This window comes from Desulfurella sp., from assembly GCF_049977265.1.
Classification (GTDB): Bacteria; Campylobacterota_A; Desulfurellia; order Desulfurellales; family Desulfurellaceae; genus Desulfurella.
This window is the reverse complement of the sequence record NZ_JBMFGQ010000012.1, coordinates 1-16,121: the sequence shown is the minus strand read 5'-3', so window position 1 is coordinate 16,121 and position 16,121 is coordinate 1. Positions and strand designations below refer to the sequence as shown.

At 33.5% G+C, this 16,121-nt stretch carries 14 protein-coding genes and 2 tRNA genes; 13 read left to right on the top strand and 3 right to left on the bottom strand.

All coding sequences use genetic code 11. From position 1 onward, the window contains the following. Positions 1 to 50: 50 nt before the first annotated feature. From ACP5FO_RS03705 to ACP5FO_RS03645, 13 genes are all read left to right on the top strand, one after another. Positions 51 to 1,403: a TrpB-like pyridoxal phosphate-dependent enzyme gene (locus tag ACP5FO_RS03705; protein WP_428157045.1), complete on the top strand. Its 1,353-nt coding sequence runs from the start codon at positions 51 to 53 to the stop codon at positions 1,401 to 1,403. A 47-nt stretch (positions 1,404 to 1,450) separates the two neighbouring features. After that, a tRNA-Val gene (locus ACP5FO_RS03700) sits at positions 1,451 to 1,525 on the top strand. 14 nt (positions 1,526 to 1,539) lie between these two features. Next, positions 1,540 to 3,402, top strand: coding sequence for a threonine--tRNA ligase (gene thrS / locus ACP5FO_RS03695; RefSeq protein WP_428106351.1), 1,863 nt, complete (start codon positions 1,540 to 1,542; stop codon positions 3,400 to 3,402). A 14-nt stretch (positions 3,403 to 3,416) separates the two neighbouring features. Beyond that, a complete protein-coding gene (infC, locus tag ACP5FO_RS03690) occupies positions 3,417 to 3,917 on the top strand; it encodes a translation initiation factor IF-3 (RefSeq protein ID WP_428106347.1) in 501 nt (166 codons plus the stop codon). A 16-nt stretch (positions 3,918 to 3,933) separates the two neighbouring features. Continuing rightward, complete coding sequence (rpmI, locus tag ACP5FO_RS03685) at positions 3,934 to 4,131, top strand: 50S ribosomal protein L35 (protein WP_428106342.1); 198 nt, start codon at positions 3,934 to 3,936, stop codon at positions 4,129 to 4,131. Next, positions 4,128 to 4,472 carry a 50S ribosomal protein L20 gene (rplT, locus tag ACP5FO_RS03680; protein WP_428106340.1) on the top strand — a complete coding sequence of 115 codons (345 nt, stop codon included), beginning with the start codon at positions 4,128 to 4,130 and terminating at the stop codon, positions 4,470 to 4,472. The genes rpmI and rplT overlap by 4 nt, the downstream gene beginning before the upstream one ends. A 22-nt stretch (positions 4,473 to 4,494) precedes the next feature. Further along, positions 4,495 to 5,517, top strand: a complete 1,023-nt coding sequence (gene pheS, locus ACP5FO_RS03675; protein ID WP_428106337.1) for a phenylalanine--tRNA ligase subunit alpha — start codon at positions 4,495 to 4,497, stop codon at positions 5,515 to 5,517. Next, positions 5,514 to 7,811, top strand: a complete 2,298-nt coding sequence (gene pheT / locus ACP5FO_RS03670) for a phenylalanine--tRNA ligase subunit beta (protein ID WP_428106334.1) — start codon at positions 5,514 to 5,516, stop codon at positions 7,809 to 7,811. Before pheS ends, pheT begins: the two co-directional genes overlap by 4 nt. Beyond that, positions 7,801 to 10,569: an isoleucine--tRNA ligase gene (gene ileS, locus ACP5FO_RS03665; protein ID WP_428106331.1), complete on the top strand. Its 2,769-nt coding sequence runs from the start codon at positions 7,801 to 7,803 to the stop codon at positions 10,567 to 10,569. The genes pheT and ileS overlap by 11 nt, the downstream gene beginning before the upstream one ends. Then, positions 10,547 to 11,179 carry a TIGR00296 family protein gene (locus ACP5FO_RS03660; protein ID WP_428157044.1) on the top strand — a complete coding sequence of 211 codons (633 nt, stop codon included), beginning with the start codon at positions 10,547 to 10,549 and terminating at the stop codon, positions 11,177 to 11,179. The genes ileS and ACP5FO_RS03660 overlap by 23 nt, the downstream gene beginning before the upstream one ends. After that, a complete protein-coding gene (locus tag ACP5FO_RS03655; RefSeq protein ID WP_428106323.1) occupies positions 11,163 to 11,702 on the top strand; it encodes a hypothetical protein in 540 nt (179 codons plus the stop codon). The genes ACP5FO_RS03660 and ACP5FO_RS03655 overlap by 17 nt, the downstream gene beginning before the upstream one ends. A gap of 158 nt (positions 11,703 to 11,860) precedes the next feature. Further along, on the top strand, positions 11,861 to 13,663 hold the full coding sequence (locus ACP5FO_RS03650) for a carbon starvation CstA family protein (protein ID WP_025391551.1): 1,803 nt from the start codon (positions 11,861 to 11,863) through the stop codon (positions 13,661 to 13,663). A 15-nt stretch (positions 13,664 to 13,678) separates the two neighbouring features. Next, the gene (locus ACP5FO_RS03645; RefSeq protein WP_428106320.1) at positions 13,679 to 13,957 is read left to right on the top strand and encodes a CC/Se motif family (seleno)protein; all 279 of its coding nucleotides are present in this window, start codon (positions 13,679 to 13,681) and stop codon (positions 13,955 to 13,957) included. Positions 13,958 to 14,148: 191 nt separating this feature from the next. On the opposite strand, the gene ACP5FO_RS03640 is transcribed toward ACP5FO_RS03645, so the two are convergent. The 3 genes from ACP5FO_RS03640 to ACP5FO_RS03630 all read right to left on the bottom strand — a co-directional run. Next, positions 14,149 to 14,224 (bottom strand) — tRNA-Ala (locus tag ACP5FO_RS03640). 46 nt (positions 14,225 to 14,270) lie between these two features. Continuing rightward, positions 14,271 to 15,566 (bottom strand): ammonium transporter, encoded by a 1,296-nt coding sequence (locus tag ACP5FO_RS03635; protein ID WP_428157043.1) that lies wholly within the window; start codon positions 15,564 to 15,566, stop codon positions 14,271 to 14,273. 180 nt (positions 15,567 to 15,746) lie between these two features. Next, positions 15,747 to 16,121, bottom strand: a 375-nt coding sequence (locus tag ACP5FO_RS03630; RefSeq protein WP_428157042.1) for a rhodanese-like domain-containing protein, incomplete at its 5' end; no start/stop codon positions are given.

The window sequence follows — 16,121 nt, the reverse complement described above, 5'->3', positions numbered from 1 at the left end:
TTTTATCAATAGTGTTATAAATTTGTGATAAAATTATTAAGGAGTAGATAATGGAAGTAAAAAAAGTTTTGCTTAATGAATCGGATATGCCAAGGTATTGGTATAATGTATTGCCAGATTTACCAAACTCAATAGAACCGCCTTTGAATCCAGTCACAAATCAACCCTTAAAGCCGCAGGATTTGGAGCGTCTATTTGCAAAAGAGCTGATTGAACAAGAATTAAGCAACAAAAGTGAGATAGAAATACCTCAAGAAATTAGAGAAATTTATGCAATATATAGACCAACGCCTTTGGTTAGAGCTTATAATTTAGAAAAAGCATTGAATACACCGGCTAAAATTTATTACAAAAACGAATCAGTTTCTCCTGCTGGCTCTCATAAACCAAACACAGCTATAGCGCAGGCGTACTACAATAAGAAAGAAGGTATATTGTCTTTGACTACAGAAACTGGAGCAGGCCAATGGGGAAGCGCATTGGCGTTTGCTGGAAGTATGTTTGGTTTAAATATAAAAGTTTACATGGTAAAAGTTAGCTATGAGCAAAAGCCATACAGAAAATCAATGATAAATACCTGGGGTGCACAAATATTCCCATCACCTTCAAACACAACAAATGTAGGCAGGCAAATTTTAGAAAAAGATCCAGATAATAACGGTTCTTTAGGTATAGCTATAAGCGAGGCTATTGAGTCAGCGCTTGAAAGTCCAGATACACACTACAGTCTTGGAAGCGTTTTAAATCATGTGTTGCTTCATCAAACCGTTATTGGTTTGGAGTCAAAAAAGCAGTTTGAGTTTATTGGAGAGTACCCTGATGTGATACTTGCGCCCTGCGGTGGTGGGAGCAATTTAGGTGGTATTGCTTTACCATTTATCAGAGATAAAATTAACGGTAAAAAGGTAAGGGTAATAGCAGTAGAGCCTCAAAGTTGCCCTACGCTGACAAAAGGTGTCTACGCTTATGATTTTGCAGACTCTGCAAAAATGACACCACTTTTATTTATGTATACTCTAGGTCATAATTTTATGCCTCCTTCGATACATGCTGGCGGTCTTCGTTATCATGGAGACTCACCTATTATTAGTAGACTTTACAAAGATGGTTTAGTTGAAGCTACAACTCTTAAACAAACAGAAGTTTTTGAAGCAGCAGTGTTATTTGCAAAAACAGAAGGTATAATTCCGGCTCCAGAAACAGCTCATGCAATAAAAGCGGCCATTAACGAGGCTTTTGTTGCAAAGCAAGAACAAAAACAAAAGAATATTTTAATATGTTTTAGCGGTCATGGTCATTTTGACATGGCAGCATACGACAATTATTTATCTGGAAATCTTAAAGATGTGGAGTTTTCTGACGAATTAATTAAAAAAGCACTACTGGATTTACCAAAGTTATAAAAGTAAATTGACTTTTTTTAAATAAAATGCTATGAATACTTCCAATTGGGCGCATAGCTCAGGGGAAGAGTACTTGCCTGACGCGCAAGTGGCCGGTGGTTCGAAACCACCTGCGCCCACCATACTAGAGGTTGAGATGTACATAAAAAGTGGTGTAAATTTAAAAGATTTTGTTAAGGAAAATAAATTTAAAAATGTAATAGCTGCCAATCTCGAAGGCAAAGTTGTAGATCTTGACTATACTTTAGATAAAGACAGGGATGTCGAGTTATTGGATATAAATTCAAAAGAAGGATTAGAGATACTGCGACATTCAGCAGCTCACATTATGGCCCAAGCAATTGAGCATTTATTTAAGGGCGCAAAGTTTGCTATAGGTCCTGCAATAGAAAATGGTTTTTATTATGATGTTGATGTGGGCAGACCTCTGACACAGGATGATTTAAAAGCCATTGAAATACAGATGAAAAAGATTACAGCAGCTAATTATCCATTTGCTCGCACAAATGTGTCAAAGAAAGAAGCTTTAAGGCTTTTTAAAGAAAAAGGCGATGAGTATAAAGTAGAGATTATAGAAAGCATACCAGATGAACAGGTAAGCTTGTATCAGCAAGGTGATTTTGTTGATTTTTGCAGGGGGCCACATATACCATCAACTAATTATTTAAAGCATTTTAAGCTTTTGAGCGTTGCAAGCGCTTATTTTAGAGGCGACGAAACTCGCCCAAGCATGCAACGTATATACGGCACGGCATTTGCTACAAAAGAGGATCTGGACAATTATTTAAATTTTTTAGAAGAAGTTAAAAAAAGAGATCACAGAAAGTTAGGGAAAGAACTTGATTTATTTAGTATAAATGATGACGTAGGAGCTGGTTTTGTTATTTGGCACCCAAAAGGTGCAATGCTTAGAGAGATTATTGAAACATTTGAGAAAAAAGAGCACTTAAAAAGAGGATATGAATTTGTTAGAGGTCCAGAATTACTAAAAACTCAATTATGGAAAGTTAGCGGTCATTATGATAATTACAGAGAAAATATGTATTTTACGGAAATTGAAAATGTTTCTTTTGGTATAAAGCCTATGAACTGTCTTGGACATATCCAGGTTTACAAATCTCGTTTAAGGTCCTACAGAGAATTGCCAAAAAGATTTTTTGAGCTTGGGGTGGTTCACAGACATGAAAAAAGTGGTGTGTTGCATGGCTTGCTCAGAGTTAGAGAATTTACACAAGACGATGCGCATATTTTTTGTACAAAAGAACAACTAAATGACGAAATTATAGGTGTTTTGGATTTTGTAAAATATGCTATGGACATATTTAAATTTGATTACGAGATGGAAATTTCAACAAGGCCTGAAAAATCAATTGGCACTGATGAAGATTGGGAAAATGCAACAAATGCTTTAATTAATGCTTTGGAAAATACAAAAAGACCGTATCAAATAAACGAAGGCGATGGAGCTTTTTATGGACCCAAAATTGATGTTAAACTAAAAGATGCTATTGGCAGAAAATGGCAGTGTGCTACGATACAGTGTGATTTTACACTACCAGAGAGGTTTAATTTAGAATATATAGATAAAGATGGTTTGCCAAAAAGACCCGTTATGGTTCACAGAGTAATACTTGGCTCTATAGAGCGTTTTATTGCAGTTTTGATCGAAAATTATGCAGGCGATTTTCCTTTGTGGTTGGCACCTATTCAGGCAAGAATAATTCCTATTTCCGAAAAGTTTGATAAGTATACAAATGATATATATGAACAACTAAAAAAAGCCGAAATTAGAGTTGATATAGAAAAAAGAAACGAAACCATAAGCAAGAAAATACGCTATGCTGAGCTAGAAAAAATACCGTATTTATTAATAGTGGGACAGAAAGAGTACGATAGTCAGAGTGTTTCTATTAGAAAAAGGAAAATAGGAGATTTAGGTTTATACAATTTAGAAGAATTTATTGAAAAAGCTAAAGATGAAGCAGGAGGTGTTTTATAGCTCTTAAAAGTGATGTGCCGCCAATTAATGAGCACATTAAAGCCGAAAAGGTAAGATTAATTGACCAGGATGGCAAACAAGTTGGTATTGTTGGTATTAAAGAAGCTTTAGAAAAAGCCCATCTAGCTGAGCTAGATTTAGTGGCTATATCTCCAACTGCCGACCCAATCGTTTGTAAAATAATGGATTATGGCAAATTTAAGTACGATAAACAAAAAAAAGAGGAAAAGAGTAAAAAAAAGCAAAAAATAATGAAAGTTAAAGAGCTTAAAATGAGGCTCAATATTGCCGAAAATGATTACAATGTAAAACTTAGTAATGCTATAGATTTTTTAAAAAATGGTGATAAAGTCAAATTTAGTATATTTTTTAAAGGTAGAGAGATTGAAAAAAAGAACCTTTTTTTTGTATTGTCAGATAGAATAAAAAATGATTTAGAAAATTATGCAGTTCCAGAAGGCAAAGAAACATTTGAAGGAAGAAGATTAACTGTATCTTTTATACCCAAAAAGTAAATTGGAGGATATTTTGATGAAGCTTAAAACCAAAAGATCGGCAGCAAAAAGAATTAAGTTAACAACTAATGGTCTATTAAAAACAAGAAAAGCAAATAAAAGTCATTTGCTTGCACACAAATCTACAAAAAGGAAAAGACACTTAGGAAAATCTCGTATTATAGAAGGCAATATAGCTAAAAATCTTAAAATTATGCTAGGAGGTCTAAATTGAGAGTAAAGACTGGTATTGTAAGAAGAAGAAGGCACAAAAAAATATTAAAATTAGCTAGAGGTTTTTATCAAAGAAGACATTCTACATTCAAAAACGCGGAGGAATCCGTTAGAAGATCCCTTGCAAACGCTTATGTTGGAAGGAAAGAACGCAAAAGACAATTTAGAAGGTTGTGGATAGCCCGTATTAATGCAGCTGTGAGGGAAAATGGTTTGACTTATAGCACTTTTATGAATCTTTTAAAGCAGAAAAACATTTCCTTGAATAGAAAAATGCTTAGTGAGCTTGCAATAAATAGTCCCGAAAATTTTAGAATGCTTGTAGATAAAGTAAGAGCTTAATAGTGTTGGATGGAGGCAGGCATTGCATGAAATATTAGAACAGTTGGAGGATAAATTAAAGAAAGCTTCTACACAAGAAGATCTAAAGCAATTGAAAAGTTTTTTTTTAGGCAAAAGTGGTCTTCTCACAAAATCATTTAAAGAATTAGGAAAATTAACCCAGGAAGAAAGAATAGAAAAAGGTAGAATTTTAAATGACTTAAAACAGTTAATAACCGAAAAAATTGAAGACAAACTACAAAATATTAAAACTTTTCAAAAACAACAGGAATTAAACGAAGATTTGGATTTGTTTTTGGATGGTAAAAGTAATAACATTGGCAGTATTCACCCGGTTAACCTTGTAATAAGAGAAATTTCAGATATTTTCTTATCGATGGGTTTTGGCGTGGAAGATGGACCAGAAGTCGAGCTGGATTTATATAATTTTGAGTTATTAAATGTGCCAAAAAATCATCCAGCCCGCGACATGCAAGATACTTTTTATATTGATGAAAATAGATTACTGCGAACACAAACAAGTGGTGTGCAGGTTAGAACAATGCTTAAAAAAAAGCCACCATTAATGTTTATAGCTCCAGGTAGAGTTTATAGACGCGATTCGGATTTGACACACTCGCCAATGTTTCATCAAATTGAAGGTTTAGCTGTAGATAAAAATATAAGGTTTTCTGATCTAAAAGGTGTATTGGAAGCTTTTTTAAATGAATTTTTTGGCAAAACAAAAGTGAGATTTAGGCCAAGCTATTTCCCGTTTACAGAACCATCTGCTGAAGTTGATATTGGTTGTGTTATTTGTGGTGGTAAAGGTTGCAGGGTGTGTTCAAATACTGGTTATCTGGAAGTATTGGGTTGCGGTATGGTTCATAGAAATGTACTAAAAAATGTTGACTATGAAGGCTACAGAGGTTTTGCGTTTGGGCTCGGTGTTGAAAGGTTTGCTATGCTAAAGTATGGCATTGATAATATAAGGCTAATGTTTGAAAACGATTTAAGGTTTTTAGAACAATTTAGTAATTCATTTTATCCAAAGGGTTTAGTATGAAAGTATCTTATAATTGGCTAAAAGAATTTGTTGATATAGATGTAGGATTTTATGATTTAGCAAACAAGCTTACTTTGTCGGGTTTGGAAGTAGAATCTGTATTTGATGTAGAAAGGGCTTGTTTTGATAGTTTGGTTGGTGAAATATTATTTAAAAAAGCTATTCAAAACGGTTTGTTTCTTTTGGGCGTTAATGTTGTAGATAAGCAATTAAATATAGTGACAAGTGATTCTCATTTAGAAATTGGCGATAAGGTTGGTGTGGCAGTAGCTGGCAGTAACTTTAATGGCCAGGTCAAAGAAAGAAAATTTGGTAATTATATTTCTGAGGGTTTTTTATTATCTGCAAGCGAACTTGGCTTAGAAGAGTCCTCAAGTAATGTACTTATTTTGGACAGTAAATTTAAAATTGGGACTAAACTTAAAGAAATCGAAGCATTCAATGATTTTATTTTAGATATAAGCATAACACCAAATAGAGCTGACTGTTTGAGTGTTTTGGGTATAGCAAGAGAAATATCAGTTTATTATAACAAACCTATAAAAACTAAAAAATGTAAAACAATTAAGGAAAACAATAATTTTAATGTTACTTTAGATAAAGATTGTCCAAGTTACATTGCAAGTAATTTAAAAGTTAAAATAGCAACTTCATGTTTTGATATAAGACAAAAATTGATAAAGTGCGGTGTAAGGCCTATAAATAATGTAGTTGACATTACAAATTATTGCATGTTGGCTTTAGGCCAGCCCATGCATGCATTTGATAAAGACAAAATTGGAAATCAGATTATTGTTAGAAATGCTTTTAAAAAAGAGCACATTGTGGCCCTAAATGATAACCGGTATGAGTTAGAAGATGATTTGGTAATAGCAGACGATAAACAAGCCATAGCAATAGCTGGCATCATGGGTGGTAAATACAGCCAAATAGATGAAAGCACCAATCATATTATTTTAGAGAGCGCATATTTTTTACCTGATCGCATAAGAAAGACCTCGAGAAAGCTAAAACTAAGTTCTGAAAGTTCTTATAGATTTGAGCGTGGTGTTGATCCTAATTTAAATGAATATGCAACTTATTACGCCATAGAATTGTTGCAACAGCATGCAAATGCTGATGTTATAGGCATAACAAAAAATATAAGTACAAAAGAATGCAAGGAAGTAGAATTTTGTATAGATGAAGTCAATGAATTTTTGGGTTCAAATTATGAAAAAACTAAATTTTATCAATTGGGCTTTGAAATTAAAGAAACACCCACAAAATTAATTGCTGTAATACCTACATACCGCATCGATATTGAAAATATGGAAGATATTGCAGAAGAAATCGCTAGAATTGATGGCTATGATAAATTACCTTCTACAAGCCCATGTATTAACTTAAGCTTTAATCAAAGCAAGGATAAAAAAGACTCCATTAGGGAAATTTTAAAGTTAAGTGGAATAAGCGAGGCTGTAAATTATTCGTTTGTAAATAGTACTATCTTGGACAAATTAGGCAAGAATGACAATATTTTATACTTAAAAAATCCACTAACTAAAGAGCAAGATTGCATGAGAAATACACTATTTTTGGGATTGATGGAAAATTTAGTTTTCAATCTAAATCATAATATTAAATCTATTGCGTTATTTGAAATTGGCAAAATTTTTGATTTAAAAAGTGAATATAATGCACTTGGAATTATTATGCACGGTTTGAAGCCTCTAAAATGGTACGAACAAAAGACTGCATTTGATTTCTATGATTTAAAAGGGGCATTTGAGAGTTTTTTTGGCTTATTTGATTGTAATATAGAATTTAAAAGTGAAACATCCTGCCTGATGCATCCCAAAAAATCTTTAAAAATTTATAATAATGGTCATTATATTGGCTTTATTGGCCATATACATCCTGATATTTATGATATTTTTGATATTAAATTTTTGAAAACCAGTATTGTATACGGTGAAATATTGATGGATAGCTTTAATGCATATAAAAATTTTTATTTTAAACCATTGCCTAAGTTTCCTGTTGTTGTCAGAGACTTAAATATTGTTGTTGATAAAGATGAAATTATTAGCGATATCAAAAAAACAATAAGTTATTTTGATTTTGTTTATAGTGTTAATTTAATTGACGTATATGATATGAGTGGTAAAAAGAGCTTAAACTTTAGAATAGAATTGTATTCTCCAAGCAAAACACTCACGGATCTAGACATAGAAAGACTGATAAATGAAATCTTTTTAAGTTTAAACTCTCAATTTAAAGCTAGTATTAGGGGGATAGAAAATGGATTATAAAGATACACTAAATTTGCCAAAAACTTCATTTTCAATGAAAGCAAATTTGCCTGTTAAAGAATTAGAAATTTTAAAATTTTGGGAAGATAAAGATATATATAATAAAATTTTGGAATCAAGAAAAAATAGCAATATGTTTGTTTTACATGACGGACCTCCTTATGCAAATGGGCATATACATATGGGTACTGCATTAAATAAAATATTAAAAGATATGGTTATAAAGAGCAAAACTATGATGGGTTACAGTTCACCATATGTACCTGGTTGGGATTGCCACGGTTTACCAATAGAGCACAATGTAGAAAAAGAATATGGCGTGATGGATAAAGCAAAGACGCGAAAAGCGTGCAGAGAGTATGCAACAAAGTTTATTGAAATACAAAAAGCAGAATTTAAACGCCTGGGTGTGTTGGGTCGATGGGATAATCCATATTTAACTATGAGTTATGATTATGAAGCTACTATTTACAACGAGTTTTTGGAATTCCTAAAAAAAGGCTATGTTTATGAGAGCAAAAAACCAGTATATTGGTGCATGTCTTGCAAGACCTCACTTGCTTTAGCTGAAATTGAATATGAAGAAGATAAATCTAGTGCGATATATGTAAAATTTGATTTTATAAGCGATTTGGGTTCAGAAGATAAAAAGCTTCTAGGTCAAGCTGTAAGTGCTGTTATTTGGACTACAACTCCATGGACTTTGCCGGCAAACTTAGCAGTTGCTGTTGGTTCAGATATTGACTATGTGTTTGTTCAAGTAAAAGAAAGAGAAGTCTTGTTGGTTGCTAAAGAATTATTCAGCAAGCTTATGGAAAAGTTTGGGATAAAAGATGCAAAAATTATAAAAGAGGTAAAAGGTAAAGATTTGGAAGGATATGAACTTTCACATCCATTTTACGATAGAGTATCAAAAATGATTTTATCTGAGTATGTAAATTTAGAAATGGGCACAGGTTTGGTTCATACAGCTCCAGGTCATGGCGAAGAAGATTACGAAGTGGGTCTTAAATATAATTTGAGCGTTTACTCCCCTGTTGATGAAGATGGTAGGTTCACGCAAGATGTTAAATATTTTGCTGGCGAGAATGTATTCAAAGCTAACCCAAAGATTATAGAATTATTGAAACAAAAAGGAATGCTCTTGAAAGAAGAGGAGATTGTGCACTCATATCCTCATTGTTGGAGATGTAAAAAACCAGTAATTTTTAAAGCTACCAAGCAATGGTTTATCTCAATGGAAAAGAATAACTTAAGAGACAAATCTTTAGATGAGATAAAAAAAGTTCAATGGATACCAAAATCAGGCCAAAATAGGATTTACGCAATGGTAGAAAACAGGCCAGATTGGTGTATTTCAAGGCAACGCGCGTGGGGTGTGCCGATAGCTTTATTTAGATGTAAAAAATGTGGCAGGATAATTAAAGATCAAGAAATATTAGATTTTACTGCAAAAAGCATAGAACAATTTGGCGCTGATGTTTGGTTTGAGAAAGATAATGCTTATTTTTTACCGAAACATTACAAATGCGAATGCGGTAGTGATGAATTCGAAAAAGTTGAAGATATTTTGGATGTCTGGTTTGACTCAGGTGTATCGCACAAAGCAGTGCTTTACAATAAAATAAAATGGCCTGCAGATATGTATCTGGAAGGTTCCGACCAGCACAGAGGCTGGTTTCATTCTTCGCTTTTAGAGTCTGTTGGCACAACAGGCAAAGCTCCATACAAAAGTGTTTTAACGCATGGTTTTGTAGTAGATGCTAAAGGGCGAAAGATGAGCAAATCTATAGGCAATGTAATTGCTCCTCAATCTATAATCGAAAAATACGGTGCAGATATTTTGAGGCTTTGGGTTTGTGCTACGGATTATCGCGAAGATATAAAGCTCTCAAATGAGATTATGATGCGTTTGATTGAAGGTTATAGAAAGATAAGAAACACAATAAGGTTTTTATTAGGCAATTTAAATGATTTTGATAAACAGCGTAGTTTAAAATATGAAGAATTAGAAGAGATTGACAAATGGATATTGGCAGAAACGGAAACATTAAAAGAAAAGCTTTTTAAGGCTTATGAAAATTATGAATTCCATATAGTCTATCAAAATGTTACAAATTTTTGCATCAATACTCTTAGTGCATTTTATCTAGATATATCAAAAGATACACTATACTGCGACAGCGTGAACTCCAAAAAACGCTTATCAGCTCAAACAGCTATGAAAGAAATTTTAGATGTATTAATAAGATTTTTGGCACCTATTTTATCTTTAACTACAGAAGAAGCTTATCAATTTAGCAAATCTGATAAAGAAAGTGTGCACATGGAATACTTTGTGCCAATTATTGACAAATATAAAAATGAAAAATTAATTGAAAAATGGAGCTTAATAAATAAAATAAGAATATCGGTATTTAAAGCTTTAGAATTAGCACGAGAACAAAAAATTATTGGCAATTCTTTGGAAGCGGATATTTACTTGGATTCACAAAATAACCAGGTAAAGAGTCTTATAAATGATGATGGTATAAACTTATCTGATATTTTTATTGTATCGCATGTTTATAATGACAAAATTGATAATGCTCTTGTGGAATACAATGATGAATCTTTAAATTTGAATCTAAAAGTAACACATGCTGGTGGCGAAAAATGTGCTAGATGCTGGAAATTTGATGAGAATGTTTCAAAAAATGAAGATCATCTATGCGTAAGATGTCAAGGGGTGATTAATGAGTACAATTCCAAAATTTAGTCTTGAAGAAGGAAAATTTTTAGTTAAACTGTCAAGACAATCGGTTGAATATTTTCTTAAAAATCATAAATATCCACCTCTTCCCTCGTCCTATCCTCAAAATTTAGATAAAACTGCGGGCATATTTGTTACGCTATCTACCCTGCCAAGAAACGATTTAAGAGGGTGCATTGGGTACCCTTACGCATTTGGTTCACTAATTGAGCTTTGTATTTCTGCTAGTATAAAAGCGGCATGCGAAGATCCTAGGTTTGAATGCGTAAAAGCTGAAGAATTGAATAACATAGTTTTTGAAGTCACCATACTTTCACCTATGATTGCGCTTGAACAAAACAAACCTTACGATGAACAGATTGAGATTGGTAGAGATGGTCTGTTGGTTGTGTGCGATTCCTATGGAAAAAGTGGTTTATTATTGCCTCAGGTTGCCACAGAATGGGGATTTGATAAAAAAACGTTTTTTAAGGAGGTGTGCGTAAAAGCTTCACTTGATGATAATTGTGTAAATGATAAAAATTGTAAATTTTACAGGTTTGAGAGCCAAATTTTTAAAGAAGTATCGCCCAATTCAGATATTAAGGAGGAAGTTTTAAATGAAAGAAATATTTGATGTATACAAAAACAAGCTGGACGATTTTATAGTATCTCTAAAGACAAAAGTAAAACAGCAGCCGCTATCAAAGCAATTACTTGAAGAGATTAGAACACAGCTTAACCAATGGGGAAAGAATAATTTAAACTTAATGTTTTTAGAATTAAAATCAATGCTTGATCTAAAAAACGTTGATGAGGAAAAAAAGAATTCAGTTTTAGAAAGAGCGCAAAGTTTAACTGAGTATGGTTTATACGTAGCTCCAATTGATTTGATTCAGCAAGATGATACTAATGCAAAATCACTCTACATAGCAGCTGCTACATTAGTCGGTGCCTCTATAGCTCAAAAGCTTTTGTTTAAAAAGTTTAAATTTTTAAATTCAACGATTCTTGGAGTTTTAGCATTGTTTGTATCTAAAAATTACTTTAGTAGCGATAAGAACACTACTGATCTGGCTTTATCATACATTGATGATGCAAAAGATTGGTTATCTGCTGCTTTTGAAAATATTTACAAAACTTTTAAAGAGCTAGATTAAATTTTAAGCAGTCTAAATTAATCTTTAGGCTGCTATTTTTCTTTTTAACCCTCTAAAATTTATTTTTATATCCAAAAAATCTCTTTTCATTGTTTTTATATTGCAAAAGTTTAATAAATAATTTAATTTAATTATGTATAAAATGAAAGGGGGTTTGTATGAGTGCTATTGCTTTGGTTGTGGCAGCTGTGGCATTATACGCATTGGCTTATCGTTTTTACGGTGCATTTATTGCTTCAAAGGTATTAATAACAGATCCACACCGTAAGACACCAGCGTATAGGCTAGAAAACGGCTATGATTATGTTCCCACAAACAGATGGGTATTGTTTGGGCATCAGTTTGCAGCTATAGCTGGAGCAGGTCCACTTGTAGGTCCTGTGCTTGCAGCTCAATTTGGGTATTTACCTGGTGCTTTATGGATTTTGATAGGTGCAGTTTTGGCTGGCGCAGTACATGATATGGTTATTTTATTTGCGTCAGTTAGGCATAATGGTTTATCTCTAATTGAAATTGCAAAAAAAGAAATCGGTACATTTAGTGGTATTTTAACAGCAATTGCAGTTATATTTATCATTATTACAGCTTTGGCCGGACTTGCTTTAGTAGTTGTTAATGCTTTATTTAAGAGTCCGTGGGGTACTTTTACAGTAGGAGCGACAATTCCTATTGCAATATTAATGGGTGCTTATATGAAATGGTTTAGACCTGGTAAGGTTATGGAAGCTACGATTATAGGTGTAGCATTGTTGATTATCAGCGTTGTGGTTGGCCCTTTCATTCAACACAGCAGTTTTGCAAGTGCGTTAACGTTTAGTAAAAAACAGATGACTGTTATTATTGCAACATATGGCTTTATTGCAGCTGTATTGCCTGTTTGGATATTGCTTGTCCCAAGGGATTATTTGAGTACGTATATGAAGCTTGGGGTTATGCTTTTATTGGCTATTGGTGTAATTATCGTAAACCCAACTTTAAAAATGCCAGCTTTGACACAGTTTATTCATGGTGGTGGACCAATTGTTCCTGGTAAGGTTTGGCCGTTTGTGTTTATAACAATTGCATGTGGGGCATTATCTGGGTTTCATGCCCTTGTGTCATCTGGTACAACGCCAAAAATGATAGAAAACGAAAAAGACATATTGCCAATTGGATATGGTGCAATGCTTGCAGAAGGTTTTGTTGCAATCATGGCTCTAATTGCAGCAACAAGCCTTATTCCTGCGGATTACTTTGCTATTAATGTACCACCTGCTGTTTTTGCAAAACTTGGCATGCATCCAGTTGATTTAGCAAACTTGTCTGCAATGGTAGGTGAAAATGTAGCAGGCAGACCAGGAGGCGCGGTTTCGCTTGCTGTAGGTATGGCATTTATATTTTCAAAAATACCTTGGCTTGATAGCCTAATGTCCTATATGTATCATTTTATAATTTTGTTTGAAGCAATGTTTATATTAACAACAGTTGATGCAGGAACACGTGTTGGAAGGTATTTATTACAAGAAGCATTTGGCGGTATATATGCGCCATTTAAAGATAAGAACTGGTGGCCAGGAATAATTATAACGAGCGCATTAATATCATTTACCTGGGGATATTTAGTTTATGGTGGTGATATATCTACTATATGGCCACTTTTTGGAACATCCAATCAATTACTTGCTTCTCTTGCATTGGCTATTGGCACGACTGTTATTATAAAGTTAGGCAGAGCCCAATATGCATGGATTACATTTATACCATTTGCTTTTGTATCTGTGACTACATTATACGCTTCTTATTTGAATATCGTAGGCAATTTTTTGCCAAAGGGAAAAATTTTACTTGTTGTATTGACAATTATGATTATGCTAACAGCAATCGGCATAATTGTAGATTCATTTATTAAATGGTATAATTGGCTAATTAAAAAGGAATCTTATCAGCCATTTGCAGCTGATGTAGAAATAGAAAAAACTTAATTTTAATGGGTTTAAATGAAGATTGACGCTTCAGCAAGAGACTACATTTTAAAAAAAGGTGGTAAAGTCAGCATTACCTACCATGATGTTGCAAATACTTGTATAGATGTAAAAACAATACCTGAAGTGTCAATCGGTTTACCCCCTAGCACCGATAAGTACATTTTGCTAAATATCGACGGCATAGATGTTTATGTGGATAAATTTGTAGGAGATAGTGATAATTTAAAAATCAAACTCAATAAAGTATTTGGTTTTAAATACTTAGTACTTGATGGTTGGAAAACTATATAAGCATTAACCCATCTTCAGTGGCTGTGAAAGGATCCAAGATCCTATAATGACAGTTTATTCTGCACTAAAGTGACGAAGATGGGCTAAAACAGTATAAACTTATATAAAACATTTGTTTTATAAATTAAAAGCGGTATATTTAATTTTACCTTTTAAAACAATATTTTTGTTGGAAGAATAGGAAAGAAAGTTGGTGGAGCTAAGGGGGATCGAACCCCTGACCTCTTGGCTGCCAGCCAAGCGCTCTCCCAGCTGAGCTATAGCCCCAAGCATTTTTCATTTTATCTAAATTTAATATTTTGTCAATTTTAAATTAAATATCAAAGCCTTGTTCTGTATGTGTTGCAATATCCAGTCCTTTTTGTTCATCTTCTTCTGATACTCTTAATCCGTGGGTTAAAATTGAGGTTAATTTTGCCAATAAAAAAGTACCTAAAGCAGAATAAGCTATAATTATAATAATAGCCAAAAATTCTATAAAAAACGTGTGAAAATTTCCTAATAGTAAACCATTTTTTGGACTTACAGATTTAGTTGCCAAAAGGCCAACTGCTAAAATCCCAAAAATACCATTTAGTCCATGCACGCCAAACACATCAAGCGAATCATCATAAGAAAACTTATACTTTACATAAGATACTCCTATCCAGCTTATAATTCCAGCAATAATACCTATTAATAAGCTTGATACTACGCTTACATAACCGCAAGCTGGAGTTATACCTACAAGTCCAGCTACTGCACCACTTGCCGCACCAAGCATTGTAGGATGTTTGTGCGACATCCATTCAGCGAACATCCAACTCAAAGCACCTGCTGAGGCAGCAATATTTGTTGTTAAAAATACATAACTTGCAAGATTGTTTGATGCAATTGCACTTCCTGCATTAAAACCAAACCAACCAACCCATAAAAATCCTGCACCAATAATGCTCAACGCAATAGAAGAAGGCGGCATTATTGTTTTTTTGAAATCTTTTCTTTTGCCTACTATTAATGCCAGTACCAAAGCTGAAACTCCAGAATTTGCTTCAACAACAAGACCACCAGCAAAGTCAAGTACCCCCATTTTTTGTAAAAACCCGCCACCCCATACCCAGTGAGCAATAGGGGCATAAACAAGCAAAATCCACAAGCTACCAAATATAATCCAAGAAGAAAATTTGATTCTTTCAATTACACTGCCACTAATTAGCGCTAAGGTAACTGCTGCAAATGATAATTCAAATGTGCAGTATAGGTATGTTGGTATTGTTTGTGTAACAGAGTTAATTGTGATATTGTTCAAAAATATATATTTAAGACTTCCAATCAGTCCATCTATATCAGGCCCAAAGGCTAAGCTATAGCCAATAATTATCCACAGCAAACTAACTATTGCAAGAGATGCAAATGACATACCAATAGTGTTTAATATGTTTTTTGAGCGTACCATTCCGCCATAAAACAAGCCAAGCCCAACAGGTGTCATTGATAATACAAGTGCTGTTGATATAAGCATCCATGCTGTGTTTGCCTGATTTAAAGGATGGTTTTGCGCCAATGCAATGCTTGGCATTAAAAGAAAAAGTAAAACGCCAAAAAATCTATAAAAGGATTTTATAAACATTTTAAACCTCCTGAACCCAATTATAGCAATATTTATTCCTATGTTTATATAATTGGATTTTCGGAAGATTTTAATGTTTAAAAATTAAAAGACTAATAACAAAATTGTAAACACTTTTACAATTTTGTAAAAACACCCAAGTTTTGCTTGGGTGTTTAATAAATAGGGGGTACTTATTGTTTATTTTTTCATCCCTTTGCCGGGTCCTTCTGGTGCGCCTTTTTCTATAGGTTCACCTGCTTTTTCCCATGCATTAAATCCGCCATCTAAGTTTACCACATTATTATAACCAAGTTCTTTAAGTTCGTATGCAACTATGACACCTCTTCCGCCAGTTTTGCAATAAACAAGGTAAGTTTTGTTTTTATCTGGAAACCATGTAGGTCCTTGAAAATCAATTAATCCCCTAGGTGCCCAGATTGCACCTGGTATGTGCCCAGCAGTATACTCAGGGTACTCCCTTGCATCCAAAACTATTGCGCCATTTTTTATAAGCTCTTTGGCTTCCTGTACGCTTACATTGTGAACACAAGTTTTAGCCTCTTTGATTTTTTT